The organism is Marinobacterium aestuariivivens (assembly GCF_042661465.1).
Classification (GTDB): domain Bacteria; phylum Pseudomonadota; class Gammaproteobacteria; order Pseudomonadales; family Balneatricaceae; genus Marinobacterium_A; species Marinobacterium_A aestuariivivens.
In genome coordinates this window covers 593,981-616,501 of the sequence record NZ_JBHSWE010000001.1, presented here as the reverse complement: position 1 = coordinate 616,501, position 22,521 = coordinate 593,981, and the positions used below count along the sequence as shown (strand labels likewise).

Sequence of the window (22,521 nt, the reverse complement as noted above, 5' to 3'; positions counted from 1 at the left end):
GAACGCCACAAAAGCCAGCATGTCCGCGCACCTGCGCCCGCTTTTGTGGCGTCGCTGACAAATAGGCAGGGCGGGAATTCAGATAATAAGTGCGACACTCATGGTTGAACGGCAAGAGGTAGCCAACTGCTGACAATGATACGCTTCAGCTCGCCAAAGTCGATGCAGTATCACCATGAGCTATCAGCAGTTGACTGAGGGGAATCGATACCAGATATCGGCTCCCCTTGCGCAAGGATGTTCGCCAGCAGCGATCGCCAAAGTAGTAGAGGTTCACCGCTCTACGGTCTACCGGGAGCTTAAGCGGAACGGGCGTGACGGGACTTACGAGCCGAAGCAAGCTCATGCTACAGCGACCGCACGCCGCGTCAGTGCGCCGAAGTACCGGAGCAGACAGTAACGTACGTAGAGTTGGCTCTGTCCTGGCAGTGGAGCCCGGAACAGATCAGCGGCATTGGCAGCCGTATTGGGATGCCGGTCAGCCATGAGTGGATCTACCGCCATGTGGCGGCCGACAAAGCGCGTGGCGGCAAACTCTACAAGGCGCTGCGTCAGGGGCATAAGCGGTATCGCCGAGGTAAGAACAGCAAACGCTCGGTCATCCCGGAGCCCCGCTCGATCGACGAGCGCCCGGCCATCGTGGATACGCGGGAGCGCTTCGGCGACTGGGAAGTCGATACGGAATTGGGCAAACCCGGTACTGGCGCGCTGGTCACCCTGGTGGAGCGTAAAAGCCGAATGTATCTGGTGCGTAAGGTCGAGATTAAACGGGCCGCTGATGTGCGGGATGCCATTATCGACATGCTCAAGCCCTATGCGGCCCATGTGCATACGATCACGGCGGATAATGGCGCCGAGTTCGTTGAGCATCGGGGCATTGCCAAGGCGCTGGATACGGACGTCTACTTTGCCCATTCGTACTCCTCATGGGAGCGAGGGCTGAATGAGAACTTTAACGGCCTGCTTCGCCAGTACAAAGCGAGCGAATGAGGGAGAGCCCGACTACAGCATTCAAGGGGAACTGAAAACAGCTGCAGCGGGCTTCACTCAAGAGCCTTAACATTATCATGCCGGAATCCGTTTAGCTTATACGAATACGTAATAATCAAGCCCCAATATCCGTTACCGGTGCATCAAAGGCGGGGTGTCGTTGTTTTTTGGCGACGTTTTGTGACCGGGCTGAAGGAGTGTCAGTTGTTCGAAGCGGATAGCGCTGCGCAGACGTTAAAGGCAAAGGCGTTGGGCGTCTGGTCGGCCGGTAGCAGTATCGGGTCAGGCAACCTCGTCCCAGAGGATCACCTGAGGGGGAGGGGCTCGATCTCCTCCTGTTTGATGGCTTCGATGATCTCCTTGAAGTAGTCGGGCAGGAAGTCGGCATCATCCGCATCCATCGCTTCAGACGAGCCGGCATGGTGCCCGGCTTCGTCCTTGCGTATTCGGTCGCGAAGAAGTCGGTTGCGATGGTAGTGACTCTTGGAGATCGTCATCTTGTTGCCCGCTCTCTTCAGGCTGCCGCAAGGCGCTTCCACTACAGCCACTTGATTCGGCTTCGGCGCCTTGCCTTCGGGTTTTGCGGCATCCACTCAGGATCTACCTGATATTGGATTCGTCTCAGTGGCAAAAACTCCTTTCCTGTCAGTCTGCACCCATGGCAGCATGCGATTCGGACAAAACCGTCTGATTAAATATGCAGCAAGGTTTACGCCATATGGCTAACAGTATGATCTTTATTGGTTTTTTATGTCAGGACTCAAATGGAATGATAAATCTGTCAAGTAAAAGAAACAGGTAGGCTATTTTGCTGTTTCGTTTACGTGGCAGTGGGTGGTCGCAGTTTCAAGCGATGTCTGAGAGACGATAGGTGTCCTGGAAAAAGAATTGGAGGCGCCCGGTCCTGTGGGCGAACAAGGTCTAGCAGCGAGGCCATTCGCCCACAGAGTGGGCCCCCACAGGGCCGACCCCCAATCAGGTTCGGTTTCAGCGGATCTGGTACTTGTCCATCAACCGGTACAGGGTCACGCGGGAGACACCGAGCATACGGGCGGCCTTGGAGACATTGTCGTGGGCGAGTTCAAGCCCCTGGCGAATCGCCTGTTTCTCGGCGCTGTTGCGGGCGTCCTCGAGCGTGATCTGCTGACCGCCGCTGTAGAGGTTGTCGTCGAGTCCCAGGTCCACAGGGGTAATCAGGCGGTTGTCGCTCATCACCATGGCCCGGCGCACCCGGTTGATCAGCTCGCGGACATTGCCGGGCCACTCGTAGGCAGACATGGCCGCGAGGGCCTGCTGGGTGAAGCCCCGGACATGACAACCCTGCTCGCCTCGAAACTTCTGGAAGAAGAAGCGTGCCAGCAGTTCGATATCGCCGTCCCGCTCGCGCAGCGCCGGCACCTTGATGGTCAGCACATTGAGGCGGTAGAAGAGGTCTTCACGGAAATCGCCGACCTCGACCGCCTTGTCGAGATCGATATTGGTGGCGGCGATCACCCGCGTATTGACCCGGATGCTGTCGTTGCTGCCGAGTCGCTCCAGGGTCTGTTCCTGCAGGAATCGCAGCAGGTGGACCTGCATGTCCAGCGGCAGGTCGCCGATCTCGTCGAGGAAGATGGTGCCTTCGTTGGCGGCTTCCAGCCGACCGATCTTGCGTTTGTAGGCACCGGTAAAGGCGCCTTTTTCATAGCCGAACAGCTCGGAGGCCACCAGGGTATCGGGCAGCGAACCGCAGTTGACGGCGATGAAGGGACCCTTGTGTCGGGACGAACGCTGATGAATGGCGCGTGCGATCAGCTCCTTGCCGGTGCCGCTCTCGCCGGTGATCAGCACCGGCGCCTCGGCGGTCGCGACCTTGCGGATCTGCTTGAAAATTTCCAGGATGCAGGGGCTTGCGCCGACCATATGGAACTCGTCCAGATGGGAGAGCTGCTTGTCCTCCAGCTTGCGCAGCCGGGCAATGCCGTAGGCATGGCCCATGGTGGCGGTCAGGTAGCTTTCATTCTGATCCAGCGGCAGCGTGAAGTAGTCGTAAAAGTTTTCATATAGCATGCGCCGAAAGGCATGGTCGCGCATGACTTCCGGGGTGGTCAGGGCGATCCAGGCCGTGAACTGGTCCTGGTGGAAAAAATCCTCGATCTCGTCGCGGTCGTTGATCGAGGGCCAGTCGAGTTTCACCAGACCGACATAATAATCGTGTTCACGCAGCAGTTCCCGTGCCTTGTCGAGATCTGTCACCCGGTCCAGTTGCCAGCCCTTGAGGTCTAGCTCGAAAGAGGGTGGTCGCTTGTTATCGGATACATCGATAAAAAGCGCCTTGCGGGCAGCCATGCCCGATGAGTCAGCTGTTCGTCCATGCTCCCTGTTGGCTATTTGCATGGTATCGGTCGTACAAGTTGTACCGGATTGCAACTCAAGGAGGACTCAAAAACCGGGCAGCATGAAAGCACTGCCGGTGTTCACCTGAGAGTGAACGTACCGGGCAATGTGTATGCCGGCGAGCAGTTTTTGTCCAGTTCCTTCATACAATGGCCGGGTAGGTTGCTGGAGTACGCGGCTTGTATTTGTTCTGTTTTTGTAACAAGTATAGTTGGGCGTGCACAACGCAACCGGATAATGATGCAACAGTCATCGGCTGATCATGTTGTGTATTCATATTGCTACAGTATTTCTCGGCGACAGGAGCCCTGACAGCAGGCGGTAAAGGAGCCTGGCACCATCTATAGTTACCCAGTAATGAATGGATCCTCGAGTGGTAGCACAGATGTACAACAGTTACTTCGGACTGACCGAGTCACCGTTTTCGATCGCACCCAATCCTCGCTATCTCTATCTCAGCGAGCAGCACCAGGAAGCGTTGGCGCATCTGCTGTACGGGATCAACAGTAACGGCGGCTTTGTGCTCCTGACCGGAGAGGTGGGGACGGGCAAGACGACGGTCTGCCGCTGCCTGCTCGAGCAGTTGCCGGAAAATACCGACGTGGCGGTCATTCTGAACCCCAAGGCCAGTGTCGAGGAACTGCTGGCGGCGCTGTGCGACGAGCTCGGGATCTCCTATCCACAGGGAGAGCAGGTTCGCAGCAAGACCTATATCGACCTGATCAACCGGCATTTGCTGAAAACCCATGCCGAGGGTCGAAACACGGTTCTGATCATCGACGAGGCGCAGAACCTGGGTGTACCCCTGCTGGAACATATTCGTCTGCTGACCAATCTCGAAACCAATGAAAGCAAGCTGCTGCAGATGGTGCTGGTCGGACAGCCGGAGCTGCTGGAGCTGCTGGCACGGCCCGAGCTGCGCCAGCTTTCGCAGCGCATTACGGCGCGCTTTCATCTCGGTGCGCTGCCAAAGGGGGATCTCGAAGCCTATATCGTGCACCGGCTGTCGGTCGCGGGGCTGGACAGGCCGATCTTCCCGGCGGCGACCCTGAAGCGGCTTTATCGTCTTTCCGGCGGCATTCCGCGTGTGATCAATATCCTCTGTGACCGCGCGCTGCTCGGTACTTTCGTGCAGCGGGACAACCGCGTCGAGGAGGCAACGATGATCAAGGCTGCGCGTGAGGTGTTCGGTGACGAAGCCGTCCAGAAGCAGTCTGCATCGGGCAGCGTGCGCTGGGTCATCGGCCTGGCGGTGGCGGCGGGCCTGGCCGCCTGGGTACTGGGATTCGGCATTGCCGCCTGGGTGGCGGATGACGGGCGGTTCGAATTGCCGCTGCTGGCGTTCTTCAGCAGTTCGGATGCCTCCGTGATTGCGCCCGCCCCGCCTGAGGCGATAGAACCGGCGGCAGTTGTACCTGTTTCGGTGCCTGTTACGCAGCCTGACAGATTCGAGCCCGAACCTGAGGTGCCGGTGTCCCCGGCACTGTCGGCTTTGCCCGAAATGGACGGGGAGGCACAGCCGGAAGCACTCGAAACGGTCACGGCGGCACTCATGCCGCCGGAGGCGCCGGCAAAGACGCCGGCAGAGGTGATTCACCAGCGCGCCCTCGACAGGCTTGAGCCTTTCAGTTGGCCGGAGCAACCAGACGGTGATCTGGGTATGGTACAGGCCTACCGCGCGCTGTTCGGCGCCTGGCGCATCGACTACGACCCGCGTCTGAATCCGGTGGTCTGCCGTTTTGCCGAAGCCCAGGGGCTCGGCTGCCTGTTTTACAGCGGCGATCTCGATTCGCTGCAGCAGCTGAACCGTCCGGCAGTGGCCAGTATCAAGACAGGATCCGGCAAGACGCTGCATGCGGCGATACTGGCACTTGATGACGACCAGGGACGCCTGATGGTGGATGGCGAACTTGTCGAGGTGCCCTATGCGGAACTGGAAAAAGGCTGGCCCGGCACCTATACGATTTTCTGGCGTCTGCCGCCGGGCTACAGTTCGCCGATCTGGCCGGGGGCTTCGGGCAGCGGCGTCGACTGGCTGAGTCAGCAGATGGCGCGTCTGAACGGCGGTGTTCAGCTGGTGGCCGGCAACAGCTACGATACCCGACTGGTTGAGCAGGTCCGGCTGTTCCAGATGCGCCAGGGGCTGACCATCGATGGCGTGGTGGGGCCGAAGACCGCGATACACCTGAATACCCTGACACGCACGGATCTGCCGTTGCTGGTTGCGGAGGGACGCTAGACAATGGTGGTATTGGGCGGTCGCGCGGTAGTGGTTCCGGTCCGGTGCGCTTCGCTTCCTGGAATTTGCTCCTGCAATGTCCAGGATTCCCGTGGGGCGGCCTCCCGTCATCCATGACGGTCACCGACACCCTACGGAAAGAAGGCGCAGTTGTAGGTGCCACGAGTATCAGCCAGGGGCTATAGATAATGTCGTATATTCTTGATGCTCTGAAGCAATCCGACCGTCAGCGCAAGCGGGACCCGGCACCGGACCGGGCCATGGCCGCGGTGATGGCCCGTCCCAGACAGAGCGGAGGTGCCGGGCGAAAGTGGCGCCTGCCCCTGCTGGCACTGGTGGCCGTTGCGGGCGGGCTTGCATGGTGGCAGTGGGGAAGTAAAGACAGTTTACAGTCAACAGCCCCCTCCGCTAACGCTTCGGGCCAGCCGGCAGTGCCGGCCGGTCAGGCATCCGTGGTGGCTCAAATCGAGGCGAGCAAGGAGGTGCGACCGACGCTCAGCAGCGAAGATCTCAAGGGGGTGCGCATTCAGCTGGAGGACAGGGTTGTAGAACCGGTGGCCCCCGTGCCGACCACTGAAAAGCCCCCTGTTGTCGCCGACAGCGACAGGAAAGCAGGGCGTAGCGAAGTGGAGGGCACGCCATCTCCGGAACCCGAGATGGCGGCGAAAGCGAACCCTGGGCCAATGTGCCTTACTGGCGCCAATTGCCGGTCGATGTGCAGCGCAGCCTGCCGGAGCTGAAATTCTCGGTTCATATCTACTCCGAGGATCCGGCTTCGCGGCGGGTCAAGATCGGCGAGCGCATGATGCGCGAAGGGCAGCGGATCACGCCCCAGGTGCGCCTCGAGGAGATCATACCCAAGGGCGTGATCCTGTCCTACCAGGAGTACCGTTTCCGCATGAACGCGCTTTGACAGGGACTGATATCACGGGCTTGTCGTGCCGATTTTTATACTGCTATTATCGATATCCGATTCACTCCAGTGCCGCAGTAACTCAGTCGGTAGAGTAGCTGATTCGTAATCAGCAAGCCGGAGGTTCGATTCCTCTCTGCGGCACCATTTCCCTTCAGCGATGTTCGCTCACAGAGTAAGCTCCCACAGGTGCCGATTCGGATGTAGGAGCGGCTTTAGCCGCGAATCGCTGCCATGGGGCCCCCTTCGCGGCTGAAGCCGCTCCCACGGGTAAGTGCCATAGTCGATATTCAGTAGGCCGCTGGGCGAATACCTCCTACCGTCTGAAGGTTTCTTCGAGCACCTCGACCATCGCCTGGGCGGCGACCGAGAGTTCGTGCCGGCGGCGGGTGAGAATGCCGACGCTCCTGGAAATTCTCGGTTCCGCCAGCGGCACGCAGCAGGCGCCCAGTTCCTGCATCTGCTGCCGGCACAGTCCCGGTACGACGCTGACCCCGAGGCCCGTGGCCACCATGCGACCGACAGTGGCCAACTGGTGGGCATCGAAGGCGACCCTGGGCACCAGGCCCCGTTCAGCCAGGTGGTTTTCCAGCATCAGGCGCAGCCGCGAAGGCCGCTGCAGGGTGATGAAGTCCTCGTTCAGCAGGGTTTGCCATTCCAGCTGCTCTGCATTGCAGGCCGGGTGGTCCGGCGGCAGCACGGCGATGAATTCGTCCTCGAAAAGCGGCAGAAACCTCAGGTCGTCGCTGCTGCCGGGATCGAAGGTCACCCCCACCTCCACGCGGCTCTGACGCACCATGTCCACCACCCTTTCGGCGATCACGTCGTGCACCTCGATGTTGATGCGCGGGTAGCGATTGCGGTACTGCAGCAATCCCTCGGGCAGCAGCGAGCCGGCGAAGGAGGGCATGGCGGCGACGGCGATTCGGCCCAGCTGCAATGCAAAGCGCTGCTGCAGCTCCTCTTCGGCATTTTCCCATTCGGCCAGCAGGCGCTGGGCGATCGGCAACAGCGCTTCGCCCTCGGGCGTCAGTGCAATGGTGCGGGTGGTGCGGGTGAACAACCGGCCACCGAGGGATTCCTCGAGCTTCTTGATCGCCAGGCTCAGCGCGGGCTGTGACAGGTGAATCATCACACTGGCCTCGGCAAAGCTGAGGGTACGGGCGACGGCGAGGAAGGCGCGCAGCTGCTTGACGGTCATAGTTTTATAAAACCAATCAATAGATAAAAAAATCAAACTTAATAAATATATCGATCTGTTGCACACTTGCCAACAGGTTGGGGGTTAGCGAGAGCCGTAGGAGCCCGGCTTCCGGGCGAATAGGGGGCGAGAGCGTTCGCCCACAGAGTGGGTTCCCACAGGGTTGACCAGATAAGACAATAATCAGGAGTGGCGAGATGGCCGGTTTCGATAAAGTCGTAAACAGTTATGAAGAGGCGATGGCGGGCCTCGAGAGCGGTATGACGGTAATCGCCGGGGGCTTCGGTCTCTGCGGCATTCCCGAGAATCTGATTGCCCAGATCAAGCGCATGCGGGTCAAGGATCTGACCATCGTGTCCAACAACTGCGGCGTCGACGGTTTTGGTCTCGGCATCCTGCTCGAAGACAGGCAGATCCGCAAGATGGTTTCGTCCTACGTCGGCGAAAATGCCCTGTTCGAAAAACAGCTGCTCGAGGGCGAGCTGGAAGTCGAACTGACGCCCCAGGGCACCCTGGCCGAGAAGATGCGCGCCGGTGGCGCCGGCATTCCGGCTTTCTATACGGCCACCGGTTTCGGTACCCCGGTTGCCGAGGGCAAGGAAGTACGCGAATTCAACGGCCGCTCCTACATTCTGGAAGAATCGATTACCGGCGACTTTGCCATCGTAAAGGGCTGGAAAGCCGACCGTTACGGCAATGTCGTCTACCGCCACACTGCCCAGAATTTCAACCCGATGGCCGCCACCGCAGGCAAGATCACCGTGGTGGAAGTCGAGGAGATCGTCGAGCCGGGCGAGCTGGAACCCAGCCAGATCCAAACCCTGGCATCTATGTCGACCGTGTCATCCTCGGCACCTTCGAAAAGCGGATCGAGCAGCGCACCGTCCGCCAGGCTTAATCGAGGTTGAAACCCTATTCAGCGAATGTCCACCCGGTGGGCGTTCCGAACGGAAGAGAGGCAGAACAATGGCACTTTCCCGCGAACAGATCGCAATGCGTGTGGCCCGCGAACTCAAAGACGGCTACTACGTTAACCTCGGCATCGGCATCCCGACCCTGGTTGCCAACTATGTACCGCAAGGCATGGAGGTCATGCTGCAGTCCGAAAACGGCCTGCTGGGCATGGGCGCTTTTCCGACGGAAGAGGAACTCGACGCCGACATGATCAATGCCGGCAAGCAGACCGTGACGACCATCAAGGGCGCGTCCATCTTCTCGTCGGCCGAATCCTTCGCAATGATCCGTGGCGGTCACGTCGACCTGACGGTCCTCGGTGCCTTCGAAGTGGACGTCCAGGGCAATATTGCCTCCTGGATGATTCCGGGCAAGCTCATCAAGGGCATGGGCGGTGCCATGGACCTGGTGGCCGGCGCGGACAACATCATCGTCACTATGACCCACGCCTCCAAGAATGGCGAATCCAAGCTGCTGGAGCAGTGCTCGCTGCCGCTGACCGGTGCCGGCTGCATCAAAAAGGTCCTGACGGACCTGGCCTGGCTCGAGATCGAGGATGGTGCCTTCATTCTCAGGGAGCGCGCCCCGGGCGTATCGGTCGACGAGATCGTTGCCAAGACCGCCGGCAAGCTGATCGTGCCCGATCATGTGCCGGAAATGCAGTTTTAAGCTGGGGTTACGCGTTACGCGTTGCAGAGATGTTTTCTTCACTCGTAATCTTGTCCATTGTCGACACCCAGCCGGAGTGATTCCGCCGGCTGGGTTTTTTTGCCTTTTGTGGGAGGCCGGTCCTCCGGGCGAAATCCACCTTGTATCCGGTCATTCGCTCGCAGAGCGAGCTCCCACAGTCGGGCGAGCCCCTGCAGTCTCAACAGAATCCAATGTCTGCCTATACTGTGATCAGCTCGCAAACTGATCCGGAGGTGATCGCTCATGTTGAATATCAATCCCGAAACGGTGTGCCAGGTGATTCAGCTGGCGCGTGAGTTCCAGGCCAAGGAAGGGGTGGTGATTCCGGAGCTGCCGGACAGCCCGGCCGAGGACTGGGGACGCCAGGTACTGGCCGATCATATGGGGGATATGACCTATCAGTTTGCCCAGGACCTTATCGGTGAGCTGGAAACCGACCAGCAGGTCAGCCTGGTGGCGCTGATGTGGCTGGGGCGTGGCGACTTTGACAAGGAAGACTGGCGGGAAGCTCTGAAGACGGCGCTGGAGGAGCATTCACGCCATACGGCCGACTATCTGCTGGCGACTCCGCTGGTGGCCGATTATCTCGAAGAGGGGCTGAGTATTCACGGCTACAGCTGCGAAGAGCCCGAAGATCTGCGCGGATACGGCATCAACGAGCACAAGCGCGAGCGATGACCGGTCCCTATTTATCGACCCAGACCACACGCAGCGGTTCGCCGAAATCGTCGTAGATGATCTGCTTTCTGGGCCGGCGCCGGCGCACGCCGGCCTCACGTCTGGACTTGGCCTGGCGCCGCGCATCGATGGCGGCCAGAACTTCCGGTACCGCGGTGCGTGACTGCTTCGGTTCTCCGAGCGTGAATGCCTGCTTTGTATAAGCGCCGTTGACCAGACCGCTGGCTCCCTGTTCGACCTCGGTAATCTGGCCGCCTTTTTTCAGGTATTCGGCGGTCAGTTTCTCCAGTTCGCGGTGCTGTTCGGCTTTAGTGGGGCGTTTGATCATTGCCCCATTGTGCAACATCTTTGAGCAAAAAGTAACCGGTGAACGGCAAGCGGTAACGCATCATCCGTCACTGGCTCCATCTGACTTCGGCGGCGAGCATGTAGCCGGCACCGTAGATGGTTTTGATGATGCTGGGGTTTTTAGGGTCCGTCTCGATCTTCTTGCGGATGCGCGACATGCGCACGTCGATGCTGCGGTCGAACGGATCGGCCCGTTCGCCCAGCAGCTGGTCGCGGGACAGTATCTGCCGGGGCGCGCGCAGCAGGCTGTCCAGCAGTTCCGCCTCGGCGGTGCTCAGCACCTCGGATTCGCCGCTGCTGCGGGTCAGGGTCAGGGTGCCGGGATCGAAGGTCCAGTCGGCGAAGGAGGCCCGGCGACGGGCGCTTTCGCCATCCTGGTTGTCGATCTGTTCGAGCCGTCGCAGCAGGCTGTTGGCGCGGGCGACCAGTTCGCGGGGCTCGAACGGCTTGGTGATGTAGTCGTCGGCACCGAGTTCCAGCCCCAGTACCCGGTCGGGTGTGCTGTCGCGGCCCGACAGGATCATGATGCCGATGCCCTGATGGGCGCAAAGTTCACGCACCAGTCCGAGGCCGTCCATATCGGGCAGCCCCAGATCGACGATACACAGATCCGGCAAACGCCTGCGGATCGCCTGGGCGGCCCGGCCGCCGGTATTGAAGGAGCGGGTTTCGTAGCCGAAGCGATTCAGCTCGTCACAGACCAGGGTGCAGATATCGGCTTCGTCGTCGACGACATAGATCAGACGGTTCTGTTTCACGTTTTAACGACTTCCCTTTGTTATTGTTTTGAATCAACTTTTGTAGGAGCCCACAACCACAACCCGGGCTCCGGTTACATCTTGCTGACCGCCTCCTGCCTTAGCGCGGCCTGCAGGTCCTCCTTCTCGAACGGTTTCTGCAGCATGGTGAAGAAACCGTCGGCCTCGTCGCCCGGGTCCTGGTCATAGCTGTAGCCGCTGATCAGCACGATGCGGCTTTGCGGCTGTTTGTCGTACAGCCGCCTGCCGAGTTCGAATCCATTGAAGCGGCCCGGCATCACGATATCCGACACCATGCCATAGAGGTTGTCCAGTACCTCGACCAGCTGGGCCGCCTCGTCGGCGTCGCTGGCCTCGATAACGCTGAAGCCGAGGTCGACCAGCTGTTCGCGCACCACCTGGCGCACATCGGGGTCGTCATCGACCAGCAGGATAAGCTGGTTGCTGTAGTCCTCTTCGCGCAACTGCCTGTCCGGCGGCGGCAGCGGTTCGGGCGCGGAGGAGGCGGGCAGCAGCAGCGATACCGTCGAGCCTTGTCCCGTTTCGCTGTCGATGCGGATATAGCCCTTCGACTGTTTGATAAAGCCGTACACCATGCTCAGGCCGAGGCCCGAACCTGCGCCGCCGGACTTGGTGGTGTAAAAGGGTTCGAATGCCTGGCGGGCGGACTCGGGTGAAAAGCCGCTGCCGCTGTCGCAGACGCGGATTTCGACATAGGTGCCGGGCTGCACCTTTTCATCGTAGCCTGGTGCTTCCTCGACTACGCGCCGCGCCACCAGAAAACTCAGGGTGCCGCCATCGGGCATGGCGTCGCGGGCATTGAGTGCCAGGTTCACCAGTGCATCCTCCAGCTGGCCGGCGTCGACGAAGGGACGCGGAGCCCGCTTTTCGCAGTGGTACTCGATGCGGATGCTGTTGGGCAGGGGGCCGGCCAGCAGCTCGACGACATCGGCGAGCAGGCGATCGAGATCCACCGTGGTCGGTTTCAGTGGCTGGCGTCGCGAGAATGCGAGCAGGCGGCTGGTGATATCGGCGCCGCGCCGGGTCGCCCGGATCGCCGGATTCAGATAGCGCAGCAGCGACGCGTTCAGCGCCGGGCTGTCGCGCATCGAGACCAGGTTGCCGAGCAGGATCGACAGCAGATTGTTGAAGTCGTGGGCCAGCCCGCCGGCCAGCTGTCCGACGGCGCTCATGCGCTGGGCCTCGTTGAGGCGGCGTTCCGCCTCCTTCTCGGCGGTGATGTCGAGGGACAGGTTCAGCAGCCCGTTGACCTCCTCGTCGGAGGAGTGGAAGGGGATCAGGATCCGCTTGGTGATGACCTCCCGGTCGCCGCGCTGTAAGCGGTATTCATAGACCGACTCCTCGCCGGCCAGGGTGCGCTCGATCTGCTGGCGGATATCGGCATACATGCGCTCGCCCAGCACTTCGAGCGGCTGACGGCCGACGATCTCATCCTTGCTGCGATCGAAGGCGTCGGCATAGCCCTGGTTGACGAAGACGTAGCGCATCTGGCTGTCGATATAGGCGACCTGGGCAGGCAGCGCATCGAGAATCAGGCGCTGGCGCTCTTCGTGCAGGCGCAGGTCCTGCTGGGCCTGTTGCAGCGAATCGACCGCATGGCGCAGCTGGTCGTTGGTCTGCTCCAGCGCGACGGTGCGGGCCTGGACTTTGGCATCGAGGGTGTGGATATTGCCGCGCAGCTGCTCGAGCATCTGGTCGAAGGCGCGGGCCAGCACCCCCAGTTCGTCGTCACGGCGGATGCCGCTCTGGGCACTGAGCTCGCCGCGGCTGACCCGTTCGGCGGTTTCGGACAGGCGCCGAACCGGGCGGGTGATCCAGTTCACGAAGATGAAGGTCAGCACGATGGCGGCGAGCAGTGCGATCGTCGCCATCGTCAGGATGCGGTCGGTCAGCACCTTGGAGCTGCTCTTGAGCTCGTCGACATAGACCGACGAGCCGATATACCAGTCGAAGCCGGGCAGGTAGCGCACCAGCGCCAGCTTGTCGTAGACATAGTTGCCCGGGTCCGACGGCTTGTCCCACTTGTAGTAGAGCTCCTGGCCGGTATCGGCGACCTCCATCAGCTCGGCGGCGATCGACCTGCGGGTCACGGGGTCCAGCAGGTCGATAAAGTTGGTGCCGTCGAGATTCGGGTTCGGGTGCACCAGCATGTTGCCGTCACCGTCGAAGATGTACATGTAGCCGGTTTCGGCGATGCGCAGCTCCAGCAGGCCGTCGCGCAATTCCTGAATGGCGCCGGCGGTCTGCTGCTTCACTTCGGTGTCGATATCGTCGAGGTAGACGCCGGAACCGATCACGAAGCCCCATTGGGGGAAGTTCTTCACATAGGAAAACTTGTCGATTGTCCGTTGCTGACCCAGACGGTGCCATTTGTAGCGATAGAAGCCTTCGCCTTCCTGCGCCGCCATCTCGACGATCGGCGGAATGATGACGTTGCCGTCGCTGTCGCGCACGTCGGAGGCATCCCGGCCGTGCAGCGCCGGGTCGGGATGTGACAGCAGCACGGCGTTGTGATCGGCGATCCAGATATAGTCGTTTTCACCGTAGGTGAAGTGGCGCAGACGCTCGAAGAGCCCGCTACGTGCCCCGGCTTCGCTCAGGCCCCGGATCCGGGCCTCGCGGAAGTGCTCCTCGACATGCATCGCCGCCAGCTCCACCACGGCCTGCAGCCGCTGCTTGTGGGAGTCCAGCGCCCGGGCGCGGTAGTCCTCGACGTTGAAGTGCATCTGCCGGGCGAGTTCGAATACATTGTTCAGCGTGATGCGGCTGTTGTTGCGCTCGATCTCGAACACCTTCTGCTGGATCAGCGGCACCGAATAGCTGTAGAAGGCAACGAAGATCGCCGCGATGATCAGTGCGATCACCGTGAAGAAGCGGCGTGTGAGCTTGGAGCCGGGCAGCATCGTCGGGGGAGGACCTTGGTTGTTATTGGGGTTATCCCGTAGTGGCCTTTATACCTCATCCGCGGCGAAAAAACTCTCCGCCGTTACAATTCGTTAGATTTGCGACAAAGTCGCGCAAAACTCCTGGCGTAGTTTGATTCCCATGCAAGGGCGCTCATGGGCGGCCCTGTCCCAGAACAACAATAAGCGGGAATTCGAGGCATGAGCCAGGACTACATTCTCGAGACGAACAATCTCGTCAAGGCGTTCAAGGGCTTTACCGCCGTTGACGACGTCAATCTCAGGATCGAGCGGGGCGCCATTCATGCGCTGATCGGCCCCAACGGCGCCGGCAAGACCACGGTCTTCAACCTGCTGACCAAATATCTCACCCCGACCAGCGGCACACTGCTCTACAACGGTCGCGATATCACCGCTCTGAAGCCCGCCGCGATTTCCCGTGCCGGTATCGTCCGCTCGTTCCAGATCTCGGCGGTCTTTCCCCATCTCAGCGTGCTGGAAAATGTCCGCGTCGCGCTGCAGCGAAAGGAAGGCAACAGCTTCCATTTCTGGAAGCCGGTGCGCGTGCTGGACAGGCTCAACGATCGGGCGCTGGAACTGCTCGACGCGGTGGGATTGGCCGATTTTGCCCAGAGTGCCACCGTGGACTTGCCCTATGGCCGCAAGCGGGCGCTGGAGATCGCCACGACCCTGGCGCTGGAGCCGGAGCTGATGCTGCTCGACGAGCCGACCCAGGGCATGGGCCACGAGGATGTCGAGGTGGTCGCGAATCTGATCAAGCGGGTGTCGGAAGGGCGCACCATCCTGATGGTCGAGCACAACCTTCATGTGGTCTCCAAGCTGGCCGATCGCATCACCGTGCTGCAGCGCGGCGCGGTGCTGACCGAAGGCGATTACGAGACCGTATCGGCGGACCCGCGGGTACGGGAAGCCTACCTCGGCGTGGCCGCCGACGAACTGGCGCAGCCGGTGAGCCGTCCGGTTGCCGCCGCCGTCACACCGATCACGGCGGAGGCGGGCGCATGAGCACTCTGAAATCCCATCGAGAAAAAATCCGGATAAGCGATCTGCATGCCTTCTATGGCGAGTCCCATATCCTCCACGGCATCGACCTGAAGGTGAACCAGGGTGAGCTCGTGACACTGCTCGGGCGCAACGGCTCGGGTCGCTCCACGACGCTGCGGGCCATCATGAGTCTGGTCGGGCGTCGCACCGGCAGCATCGTGATCAACGGCAACGAGACCCTGGGGATGCCGTCGCATCGCATTGCCCATCTGGGCCTGGGCTACTGCCCGGAAGAGCGCGGCATCTTCTCGAGCCTCAATGTCGAGGAGAACCTGATGCTGCCGCCGGCCGTGCGCTCCGACGGCATGAGCGTCGAGGAGCTCTACGAGATGTTCCCGAACCTCTACGAGCGTCGCTACAGCCAGGGCACCCGGCTGTCCGGCGGCGAACAGCAGATGCTGGCGCTGGCCCGGATCCTGCGCACCGGCGCCAATATCCTGCTGCTCGACGAGATCACCGAGGGCCTGGCACCGGTGATCGTGCAGAAGCTCGGCGAGGTGCTGGTCAGGCTCAAGGAGCGCGGCCTCACGATCCTGCTGGTGGAACAGAATTTCCGTTTCGCCGCCCCCATCGCCGACCGCCATTACGTGATGGAACACGGCCATATCGTCGAGGAGGTCGCGGCCCACGAGCTCGAGGCCAAGACCGAGATGCTCAATACGTATCTGGGGGTTTAGCGTCTCATGTGGGAGCCGCGCCTCGCGGCGAATCAATCCTGCACGGAGGCAATTCGCGGCGGGGCGCCGCTCCCACAACACAACACGACACAACAAAAACAAACCTGGAGTGAACGAAATGAAAGCGATGCAAAAAACTCTGCTGACCGCCGCTGTCGCCGCCGCTACCGCCCTGGCCGGGGTGGCCCAGGCCGGCACCGTCAGTGACGACAAGGTCAAGATCGGCGTGCTCGCCGATATGGGCGGTGTCTATGCCGACATCTGCGGTGCCGGCTGCGTCACCGCCGTCGAGATGGCGGTCGAGGATTTCGGCGGCACCGTGCTCGGCAAACCGATCGAGATCGTCAGCGCCGATGACCAGCTCAAGCCCGATGTCGGTTCGGCCAAGGTGCGCGAGTGGGTCGAGAACGAGCAGGTCGATGCGGTCGGTGGGCTGGTGTCCTCCGCCGTGGTCGGTGCCGCGACCAAGGTATTGACCGACAACAAGAAGATCGCGCTGATCTCGACCGCCGCCTCCAACGCCTTCACCACCTCGTCCTGCTCGCCCTACAACGTGCACTGGACCTACAACGTCACCGCCCTGGCCAACGGTACCGTCAAGCCAATGGTGCAGGCCGGCAAGAAAAAGTGGTTCTTCATCACCGCCGACTATGCCTTCGGTCATGCCCTGGAAGGGGTCGCCACCGAGGTGATCAAGCAGAACTACGGCGAGGTGGTCGGCACGGTCAGGGCGCCGCTCGGCACCACCGACTTCTCCTCCTACATCCTGCAGGCGCAGTCCTCCGGCGCCGACGTGGTGGCGTTGGCGAATGCCGGCACCGATACCGTCAATGCCCTGAAAACGGCCGCCGAATTCGGCCTGAACCAGACCACCGATGTCGCGGGGCTGCTGGTGTTCACTCCGAATGCCCGTGCCATGGATCCGTCGACCGCCGGCGGCATGACGCTGACCACCGGATTCTACTGGGACTTCGATGACGCCACCCGCGCCTGGAGCAAGCGCTTCAAGGAACGTCACGGCGCCATTCCGGCGATGGGCCATGCCGGCGCCTACTCGATGACCATGCACTATCTGAAGGCGATCGAGGCGGCCGGTACCGACGATTCCGATGCCGTGATCGCGAAAATGAAGGAGATGAAGCCGGACGATTTCTTCGCCCGCAATGCCACCCTGCGTGCCGACGGGCGCATGGTGCACGACATGTACAACGTGCAGATCAAGAAGGCCGAGGAGCGTCGGGATGCGGACGACATCTTCAAGGTGGTCGACGTGATCTCCGGTGACGAGGTCTACGGACCGGTGCTGCCGGAGTGCAACTTCGCCAAATCATAAGAAGAAACCCGCTCCGGGCACGCCCGGAGCGGATCTGAGTTTCCGGGGAACGCTATGGCAACTTTTCTAGGCATCAATCTGTTCGGCCTGTTCGGCCAGCTGCTGGTCGGGCTGATCAACGGCTCCTTCTATGCGCTGCTGAGCCTCGGTCTTGCGATCATCTTCGGCCTGCTGAAGATCATCAATTTCGCCCAGGGCGCGATGTACATGCTGGGCGCCTTTGCCGCCTGGCTGGCGCTGAACCATCTGGGCATCGATTACTGGCTGGCGCTGATTCTGGTGCCGCTGGCGGTCGGCGGCATCGGTATCCTGATGGAGCGGTTTCTGGTGCGCCCCATCGCCCATGAGGATCACCTCTACAGCCTGCTGCTGACGTTCGGCATCGCGCTGATGCTGCAGGGCCTCTTCACCCACCTGTTCGGTTCCTCCGGCATGCCCTATGCGATTCCCGAAGCCCTCAAGGGCGGTACCCGGCTGCCGTTCATGTACCTGCCGGATTACCGGGCCTGGATCATCGTCGCGTCGGTGGTGGTCTGCGGTGCGACCTGGTGGATGATCGAGAAGACCCGTCTTGGCGCCTACCTGCGGGCCGGCACCGAAAATCCACAGCTGATGCAGGCGTTCGGCATCAATGTGCCGCTGATGGTGACCCTGACCTTCGGTTTCGGCGTGGCGCTGGCCGGCTTTGCCGGTGTCATGGCGGCGCCGGTCTACTCGGTATCGCCGGAGATGGGGTCGAACCTGCTGATCGTGGTCTTCGCCATCGTCGTCATCGGCGGCATGGGGTCGATCGGAGGCGCCATCCTGACGGGCCTCGGCATGGGGATCGTCGAGGGGCTGACCAAATATTTCTATCCGGAAGCCTCCACCACGGTGATCTTCCTGGTGATGGTGATCGTGCTGCTGATGAAGCCAGCCGGTCTGTTCGGCAAGGAAGCCTGAAGCGGCTTCGGGAGTAAAAAGATGATGAATAACAAAAAACTCAATCTGGCGCTGCTGCTCCTGGCGCTGATCGCACCGACGGTGCTCTATCCGGTGTTCCTGATGAAGGTGCTCTGTTTCGCGCTCTTCGCCTGCGCCTTCAACCTGCTGCTCGGCTTTGCCGGCCTGCTGTCCTTCGGCCACGCCGCCTTCCTTGGCACCGGGGGCTATATCACCGGCTACCTGATGATCCATGCCGGCCTGACGCCGGAGCTCGGCATTCTTGCCGGCACCCTGGCGGCCGGGCTGCTCGGCGCCGTTTACGGCAAGCTGGCGGTACGGCGCGAGGGGATCTACTTCGCGATGGTGACCCTGGCACTGGCCCAGCTGGCGTTCTTCTTCTATCTGCAGGCGCCCTTTACCGGCGGCGAAGACGGTCTGCAGGGCGTGCCGCGCGGCGCGCTGTTCGGGCTGATCGACCTGTCCGACAACCTGGCGATGTATTACTTCGTGCTGGGGATCTTCGTGTTCGGGTTCTGGCTGATCCAGCGCACCGTGCATTCGCCGTTCGGCCAGGTGCTCAAGGCGATCCGCGAGAACGAGCCGCGGGCGATCTCGCTGGGCTACAACGTCAACGACTACAAGTGGGTCGCCTTTATCATCTCGTCGGCCCTGGCGGGACTGGCCGGCTCCACCAAGACCCTGGTGTTCCAGCTGGCATCCCTCAACGACGTGCACTGGCACATGTCCGGCGAAGTGGTGCTGATGACGCTGGTCGGCGGCATGGGAACCCTGTTCGGACCGCTGGTGGGCGCCGGCGCCATCGTCACCATCCAGAATTACCTGTCCGGCGGCGAGCTGGGCAACTACATTCATATCATCCTGGGCGCCATCTTCGTGATCTGCGTACTGGCGTTTCGCAACGGTATCGTCGGCCAGTTCCGCAAGGTGCTGAAGCAGAACTTTTGAACGTAGCCTGGAATGAGCCTGCGAATTCCGGGAAGTGGCGTCGGAATTCGCTGCGCTCATTCCAACCTACATGTTTATGCTCCATACCAGAGGAGGGCAGCCCAATGCCTCGTCACAATCCCTATGAGCAGTTCCTCGACCGGACGCCAGCCAACTTCACGCCGCTGACGCCATTGAGCTTTATCGAGCGTGCCGCCTTCGTCTATCCGGATCGCACCGCGGTGGTCCATGGCGACCTGCGTCGCAGCTGGGCCGAGACCTACCGCCGCTGCTGCCAGCTTGCCGGCGCGCTGCGAAAGCGCGGCATCGTGCCGGGCGATACCGTCTCGATCATCGCGCCGAATCTGCCGGAGCACTTCGAGGCCCATTTCGGCGTACCGATGAGCGGTGCGGTGCTGAACTCCATCAATACCCGGCTCGATGCCGAAGCGATCGCCTTTATCCTGCAGCACGCCGAAACGAAGATCCTGATCACCGAACGGGAGTTCTCCGAGGTGGTTTCCCGGGCGCTGAAGATGGTGCCGCACCCGCCGCTGGTGGTCGATATCGACGATCCGGCCTGGTCCGGTGGCGAACTGATCGGCAGCCTGAGCTACGAGCAGTTGCTGGCCGAAGGCGAAGGGGACGCCGAGTGGCGGGGGCCGGCGGACGAATGGCAGGCGATCTCGCTGAACTATACCTCCGGTACCACCGGCGACCCCAAGGGCGTGGTCTATCACCATCGCGGCGCCTACCTCAATGCGATCAGCAATCTGGTGTCCTGGAACATGGGCGAACAGCCGGTCTATCTCTGGACCTTGCCGATGTTCCACTGCAACGGCTGGTGCTTCCCTGGACGCTGGCGGCGGCGGTCGGCACGGCGGTCTGCCTGCGCCATGTGCGTGCCGAGCCGATCTTCGAAGCGATCCGCAGCGAGAAGGTCAACCACTTCTGCGGCGCGCCGATCGTGCTGAACATGCTCAACAATGCGCCCGCCGAACTGAAGCAGGGGATCGGGCATCAGGTCAAGGTGATGACCGCCGGTGCAGCGCCGCCGGCGGCGGTGATCCAGGGCATGGAGGAACTGGGTTTCAGGGTCACCCATGTCTATGGCCTGACCGAAACCTACGGCCCCTCGGTCGTCTGTGCCTGGCACGACGAGTGGAACGACAGGACGGCGACCGAGCAGGCAAGGCTGAAGTCACGCCAGGGCGTGCGGGCGCCGATGCTCGACGGCCTGATGGTGGCCGATCCCGAAACGATGCAGCCGGTACCGCAGGATGGCGTCACCATCGGCGAGATCATGATGCGCGGCAACCTGGTGATGAAGGGCTATCTGAAAAATCCCCGCACCACCGACGAGAGCTTCGCCGGTGGCTGGTTTCACTCCGGGGACCTGGCAGTCTGGCATCCGGACGGCTATATCGAGATCCGCGACCGCTCCAAGGACGTGATCATCTCCGGCGGCGAAAACATCTCCAGTATCGAGGTCGAGGACGTGCTCTACCGCCATCCGGCGATCCAGGAGGCGGCGGTGGTCGCGCGCCCCGACGAGAAGTGGGGCGAAACCCCTGCGCCTTCGTCACCCTGAAGACCGGCGCGACCCTGGATGCGCAGGAGATCATCGACTTCTGCCGCGACAACATGGCGCGTTTCAAGGTGCCGAAAACCGTGGTTTTCGGCGACCTGCCGAAGACCTCGACCGGCAAGATCCAGAAATTCGTGCTGCGCGAGCAGGCGAAAACATTATCCTGATCAGCTTTAGCCCGCATAGCACTCCGGTGCCCTTTTGGCCTCCCTCGCGGAGGCCTTTCTTTGGAGTGACGGTAAAGCTCCGGCAGGGGGCTGGTGAGTGCAAAGAACCGCACCACGGGACCAGTTCACAGGTGCGGTGCGCACCCTGCGACCGCAGATGCGGTTGTGAGATCGAAGCGCAGCCGCCTATGTAGCGCCTTTCTTCAGCGAGAAAGCGGCCCAGGCTGCTGAACCCGGATGTCCATACTCTTTTCGTCGAAGCCCCATTACGTGCTACCTTCTGGTTTCGCGGGCAGGGTCTTCAGGCATCAGGCGTCACCCGCCGCGCATAACCCCTAAGACAGCGACAGGAACGGCAGATGGCAGAAAAAGAGTTCAGAACGGTCAAGGCGTCACAGCAGGTGCTCAAGGAACTGATGGTACCGTCCTATGCGAATTTCGGCGGCAAGGTCCATGGCGGCCAGATCCTCTCGTTGATGGACAAGATCGCCTATACCTGTGCGGCGACCCATGCGCGCTGCTACTGTGTGACCGCGTCGATCGATTCGGTGGACTTTCTCAATCCGGTGGAAGTGGGGGAGCTGCTGACCCTCTACGCGTCGGTGAACTATGTCGGCAAGTCGTCGATGGAGATCGGTATCAAGGTGGTCTCGGAGGATTTTCACAACGGTATCGTCAAGCCGACCAACACCTCCTATTTCACCATGGTCGCGGTCGACGAGGAGAGCCGCAAGCCGGTACCGGTACCGGGCCTGGTGCTGGAGGACGATGCCGAGATCAAGCGTTTTCTCGAAGGCATGATGCGGCGTCGCTTCAAGCGCGCCTACAAGGACGAACTGCGCGAGGCGCGCCGGGCACTGGATGTCGACCAGGATCTGGAGCGCCTTCAGGGCGAAAACTGCCGCCTCGTCCGCTGAGCGGACCGAAACTCAGTCCCCGTCTTTAGCCGTCTGGTCGAGCAGCTGTTCGACCTGCGCGAGATGGGCCTGAAGATTCTGTTGCTGGCGTTCGATATGGGGCTGGCCGCGCAGTGCCCGCAGCTTGCTCAGACAGCTGCGGTACTGATGCACCGCGACTTGGGGGCCGCGGCCGCTTTCGATATCCCGGGCGTCCATGATCGACAGATCGCAGCTGACGCGGTGATAGCCGCTCTTCACCTGCCTCAGCGTCAGGCTGGCAGTCTGCACCGAGAGCTGCCCCTTTTCATGTTGCTGCTTGATGAACTGGGCGAGTTCCCGAAGGATCGCGCGGGCGCGGCGGGCGCTGTCCTTGTCCGGCATCAGGGTCAGTGAATCGGCGGAGTAGGGAACGGGCTCCGGGGACTGCGCGAGTTGTTGCTGCAGCGCCTCCTTTTGCTGAAGATACTCGGCCTTGCGCTCCAGTTTCAGCAGCTCGTCCCAGAAGTGATTCAGGGTCGCCCCCAGGACCTGGCGGATCTCCGCCGTCTGGAACTGCACCGGCAGGCTATCCAGCAGATAGGCGGCGCGTCTTATGCTTTCCTTCAGCGCCATCAGGCGAAGGCGCCGTGCCTGGCGCTGGTTTTCCACCATCTGTGCAACATAAGCCGCGATGGCAAGTGCCAGAACGCCGGCAAGAATCAGTAATCCGGTTTCGGTGGGGCTCATGGGGTCCGCAAGTATCGGCTGGCTGAAAATGAAGGTGTTGATTTTATAGGAAAAAAACCTAAAAAAACCCTTGACCTTGCCGCGGGGGAACAATAATATACGCCCCGCATTCGGCGCTGAGCCGAT

17 protein-coding genes, 1 tRNA gene and 3 pseudogenes are annotated in these 22,521 nt (G+C 61.2%); 14 read left to right on the top strand and 7 right to left on the bottom strand.

Annotation, left to right across the window (positions count from 1 at the left end; genetic code table 11):
- Positions 1 to 175 precede the first annotated feature (175 nt).
- A pseudogene (locus tag ACFQDL_RS03175) lies at positions 176 to 975 on the top strand (IS30 family transposase); the annotation flags it as partial.
- Between the two features lie 320 nt (positions 976 to 1,295).
- Here the strand turns inward: ACFQDL_RS03175 and ACFQDL_RS03170 are convergent.
- Both ACFQDL_RS03170 and ACFQDL_RS03165 read right to left on the bottom strand, forming a co-directional pair.
- Positions 1,296 to 1,583, bottom strand: coding sequence for a hypothetical protein (locus tag ACFQDL_RS03170; RefSeq protein ID WP_379907790.1), 288 nt, complete (start codon positions 1,581 to 1,583; stop codon positions 1,296 to 1,298).
- Positions 1,584 to 1,977: 394 nt separating this feature from the next.
- Entirely contained in the window at positions 1,978 to 3,318 is a 1,341-nt protein-coding gene (locus ACFQDL_RS03165) for a sigma-54 dependent transcriptional regulator (protein ID WP_379907789.1), read from the bottom strand.
- Positions 3,319 to 3,751: 433 nt separating this feature from the next.
- Here ACFQDL_RS03165 and ACFQDL_RS03160 point away from each other — a divergent pair, with 433 nt between their 5' ends.
- From ACFQDL_RS03160 to ACFQDL_RS03150, 3 genes are all read left to right on the top strand, one after another.
- On the top strand, positions 3,752 to 5,605 hold the full coding sequence (locus ACFQDL_RS03160; RefSeq protein WP_379907788.1) for an ExeA family protein: 1,854 nt from the start codon (positions 3,752 to 3,754) through the stop codon (positions 5,603 to 5,605).
- Positions 5,606 to 6,290: 685 nt separating this feature from the next.
- Positions 6,291 to 6,518 (top strand): general secretion pathway protein GspB, encoded by a 228-nt coding sequence (locus ACFQDL_RS03155; protein ID WP_379907787.1) that lies wholly within the window; start codon positions 6,291 to 6,293, stop codon positions 6,516 to 6,518.
- A gap of 71 nt (positions 6,519 to 6,589) precedes the next feature.
- Positions 6,590 to 6,665: transfer RNA gene (locus ACFQDL_RS03150), tRNA-Thr, on the top strand.
- A 169-nt stretch (positions 6,666 to 6,834) separates the two neighbouring features.
- Here the strand turns inward: ACFQDL_RS03150 and ACFQDL_RS03145 are convergent.
- Positions 6,835 to 7,719 carry a LysR family transcriptional regulator gene (locus ACFQDL_RS03145; protein ID WP_379907786.1) on the bottom strand — a complete coding sequence of 295 codons (885 nt, stop codon included), beginning with the start codon at positions 7,717 to 7,719 and terminating at the stop codon, positions 6,835 to 6,837.
- Between the two features lie 197 nt (positions 7,720 to 7,916).
- Here ACFQDL_RS03145 and ACFQDL_RS03140 point away from each other — a divergent pair.
- The 3 genes and pseudogenes from ACFQDL_RS03140 (at position 7,917) to ACFQDL_RS03130 (ending at position 10,041) form a co-directional block, all read left to right on the top strand.
- Positions 7,917 to 8,617: pseudogene (locus ACFQDL_RS03140) on the top strand (CoA transferase subunit A).
- A 68-nt stretch (positions 8,618 to 8,685) separates the two neighbouring features.
- Positions 8,686 to 9,342, top strand: a complete 657-nt coding sequence (locus ACFQDL_RS03135; RefSeq protein ID WP_379907785.1) for a CoA transferase subunit B — start codon at positions 8,686 to 8,688, stop codon at positions 9,340 to 9,342.
- Between the two features lie 264 nt (positions 9,343 to 9,606).
- Positions 9,607 to 10,041: a DUF3775 domain-containing protein gene (locus tag ACFQDL_RS03130; RefSeq protein WP_379907784.1), complete on the top strand. Its 435-nt coding sequence runs from the start codon at positions 9,607 to 9,609 to the stop codon at positions 10,039 to 10,041.
- A gap of 7 nt (positions 10,042 to 10,048) precedes the next feature.
- Here the strand turns inward: ACFQDL_RS03130 and ACFQDL_RS03125 are convergent, their stop codons facing one another.
- The 3 genes from ACFQDL_RS03125 to ACFQDL_RS03115 all read right to left on the bottom strand — a co-directional run bounded on the left by ACFQDL_RS03125 (position 10,049) and on the right by ACFQDL_RS03115 (position 14,071).
- Positions 10,049 to 10,369 carry a hypothetical protein gene (locus tag ACFQDL_RS03125; RefSeq protein WP_379907783.1) on the bottom strand — a complete coding sequence of 107 codons (321 nt, stop codon included), beginning with the start codon at positions 10,367 to 10,369 and terminating at the stop codon, positions 10,049 to 10,051.
- A 67-nt stretch (positions 10,370 to 10,436) separates the two neighbouring features.
- Positions 10,437 to 11,147, bottom strand: a complete 711-nt coding sequence (locus ACFQDL_RS03120; protein ID WP_379907782.1) for a response regulator transcription factor — start codon at positions 11,145 to 11,147, stop codon at positions 10,437 to 10,439.
- A 74-nt stretch (positions 11,148 to 11,221) separates the two neighbouring features.
- Positions 11,222 to 14,071 carry a cache domain-containing protein gene (locus tag ACFQDL_RS03115; RefSeq protein WP_379907781.1) on the bottom strand — a complete coding sequence of 950 codons (2,850 nt, stop codon included), beginning with the start codon at positions 14,069 to 14,071 and terminating at the stop codon, positions 11,222 to 11,224.
- Positions 14,072 to 14,272: 201 nt separating this feature from the next.
- Between ACFQDL_RS03115 and ACFQDL_RS03110 the strand changes: the two genes are divergently transcribed.
- The 7 genes and pseudogenes from ACFQDL_RS03110 (at position 14,273) to ACFQDL_RS03080 (ending at position 21,687) form a co-directional block, all read left to right on the top strand.
- The gene (locus ACFQDL_RS03110; RefSeq protein ID WP_379907780.1) at positions 14,273 to 15,097 is read left to right on the top strand and encodes an ABC transporter ATP-binding protein; all 825 of its coding nucleotides are present in this window, start codon (positions 14,273 to 14,275) and stop codon (positions 15,095 to 15,097) included.
- Positions 15,094 to 15,813, top strand: a complete 720-nt coding sequence (locus ACFQDL_RS03105; RefSeq protein ID WP_379907779.1) for an ABC transporter ATP-binding protein — start codon at positions 15,094 to 15,096, stop codon at positions 15,811 to 15,813. Before ACFQDL_RS03110 ends, ACFQDL_RS03105 begins: the two co-directional genes overlap by 4 nt.
- A 118-nt stretch (positions 15,814 to 15,931) precedes the next feature.
- The gene (locus ACFQDL_RS03100; RefSeq protein ID WP_379907778.1) at positions 15,932 to 17,146 is read left to right on the top strand and encodes an ABC transporter substrate-binding protein; all 1,215 of its coding nucleotides are present in this window, start codon (positions 15,932 to 15,934) and stop codon (positions 17,144 to 17,146) included.
- 54 nt (positions 17,147 to 17,200) lie between these two features.
- A complete protein-coding gene (locus ACFQDL_RS03095; protein ID WP_379907777.1) occupies positions 17,201 to 18,088 on the top strand; it encodes a branched-chain amino acid ABC transporter permease in 888 nt (295 codons plus the stop codon).
- Between the two features lie 21 nt (positions 18,089 to 18,109).
- Positions 18,110 to 19,036: a branched-chain amino acid ABC transporter permease gene (locus ACFQDL_RS03090; RefSeq protein ID WP_379907776.1), complete on the top strand. Its 927-nt coding sequence runs from the start codon at positions 18,110 to 18,112 to the stop codon at positions 19,034 to 19,036.
- A 104-nt stretch (positions 19,037 to 19,140) separates the two neighbouring features.
- Positions 19,141 to 20,770: pseudogene (locus tag ACFQDL_RS03085) on the top strand (acyl-CoA synthetase).
- 359 nt (positions 20,771 to 21,129) lie between these two features.
- Positions 21,130 to 21,687 (top strand): acyl-CoA thioesterase, encoded by a 558-nt coding sequence (locus ACFQDL_RS03080; protein WP_379907775.1) that lies wholly within the window; start codon positions 21,130 to 21,132, stop codon positions 21,685 to 21,687.
- A gap of 12 nt (positions 21,688 to 21,699) precedes the next feature.
- Here ACFQDL_RS03080 and ACFQDL_RS03075 read toward each other — a convergent pair whose 3' ends face one another.
- On the bottom strand, positions 21,700 to 22,395 hold the full coding sequence (locus ACFQDL_RS03075; RefSeq protein ID WP_379907774.1) for a hypothetical protein: 696 nt from the start codon (positions 22,393 to 22,395) through the stop codon (positions 21,700 to 21,702).
- Positions 22,396 to 22,521: the final 126 nt, after the last annotated feature.

Bases quoted from the DNA above. Each gene is read 5' to 3' on its own strand.
- ACFQDL_RS03090 (WP_379907776.1), top strand. From the start codon at position 18,110: ATGATGAATAACAAAAAACTCAATCTGGCGCTGCTGCTCCTGGCGCTG.
- ACFQDL_RS03135 (WP_379907785.1), top strand. From the start codon at position 8,686: ATGGCACTTTCCCGCGAACAGATCGCAATGCGTGTGGCCCGCGAACTC.
- ACFQDL_RS03080 (WP_379907775.1), top strand. From the start codon at position 21,130: ATGGCAGAAAAAGAGTTCAGAACGGTCAAGGCGTCACAGCAGGTGCTC.
- ACFQDL_RS03095 (WP_379907777.1), top strand. From the start codon at position 17,201: ATGGCAACTTTTCTAGGCATCAATCTGTTCGGCCTGTTCGGCCAGCTG.
- ACFQDL_RS03130 (WP_379907784.1), top strand. From the start codon at position 9,607: ATGTTGAATATCAATCCCGAAACGGTGTGCCAGGTGATTCAGCTGGCG.
- ACFQDL_RS03115 (WP_379907781.1), bottom strand. From the start codon at position 14,071: ATGCTGCCCGGCTCCAAGCTCACACGCCGCTTCTTCACGGTGATCGCA.
- ACFQDL_RS03125 (WP_379907783.1), bottom strand. From the start codon at position 10,369: ATGATCAAACGCCCCACTAAAGCCGAACAGCACCGCGAACTGGAGAAA.
- ACFQDL_RS03075 (WP_379907774.1), bottom strand. From the start codon at position 22,395: ATGAGCCCCACCGAAACCGGATTACTGATTCTTGCCGGCGTTCTGGCA.
- ACFQDL_RS03160 (WP_379907788.1), top strand. From the start codon at position 3,752: ATGTACAACAGTTACTTCGGACTGACCGAGTCACCGTTTTCGATCGCA.
- ACFQDL_RS03165 (WP_379907789.1), bottom strand. From the start codon at position 3,318: ATGGCTGCCCGCAAGGCGCTTTTTATCGATGTATCCGATAACAAGCGA.
- ACFQDL_RS03105 (WP_379907779.1), top strand. From the start codon at position 15,094: ATGAGCACTCTGAAATCCCATCGAGAAAAAATCCGGATAAGCGATCTG.
- ACFQDL_RS03110 (WP_379907780.1), top strand. From the start codon at position 14,273: ATGAGCCAGGACTACATTCTCGAGACGAACAATCTCGTCAAGGCGTTC.
- ACFQDL_RS03145 (WP_379907786.1), bottom strand. From the start codon at position 7,719: ATGACCGTCAAGCAGCTGCGCGCCTTCCTCGCCGTCGCCCGTACCCTC.
- ACFQDL_RS03100 (WP_379907778.1), top strand. From the start codon at position 15,932: ATGAAAGCGATGCAAAAAACTCTGCTGACCGCCGCTGTCGCCGCCGCT.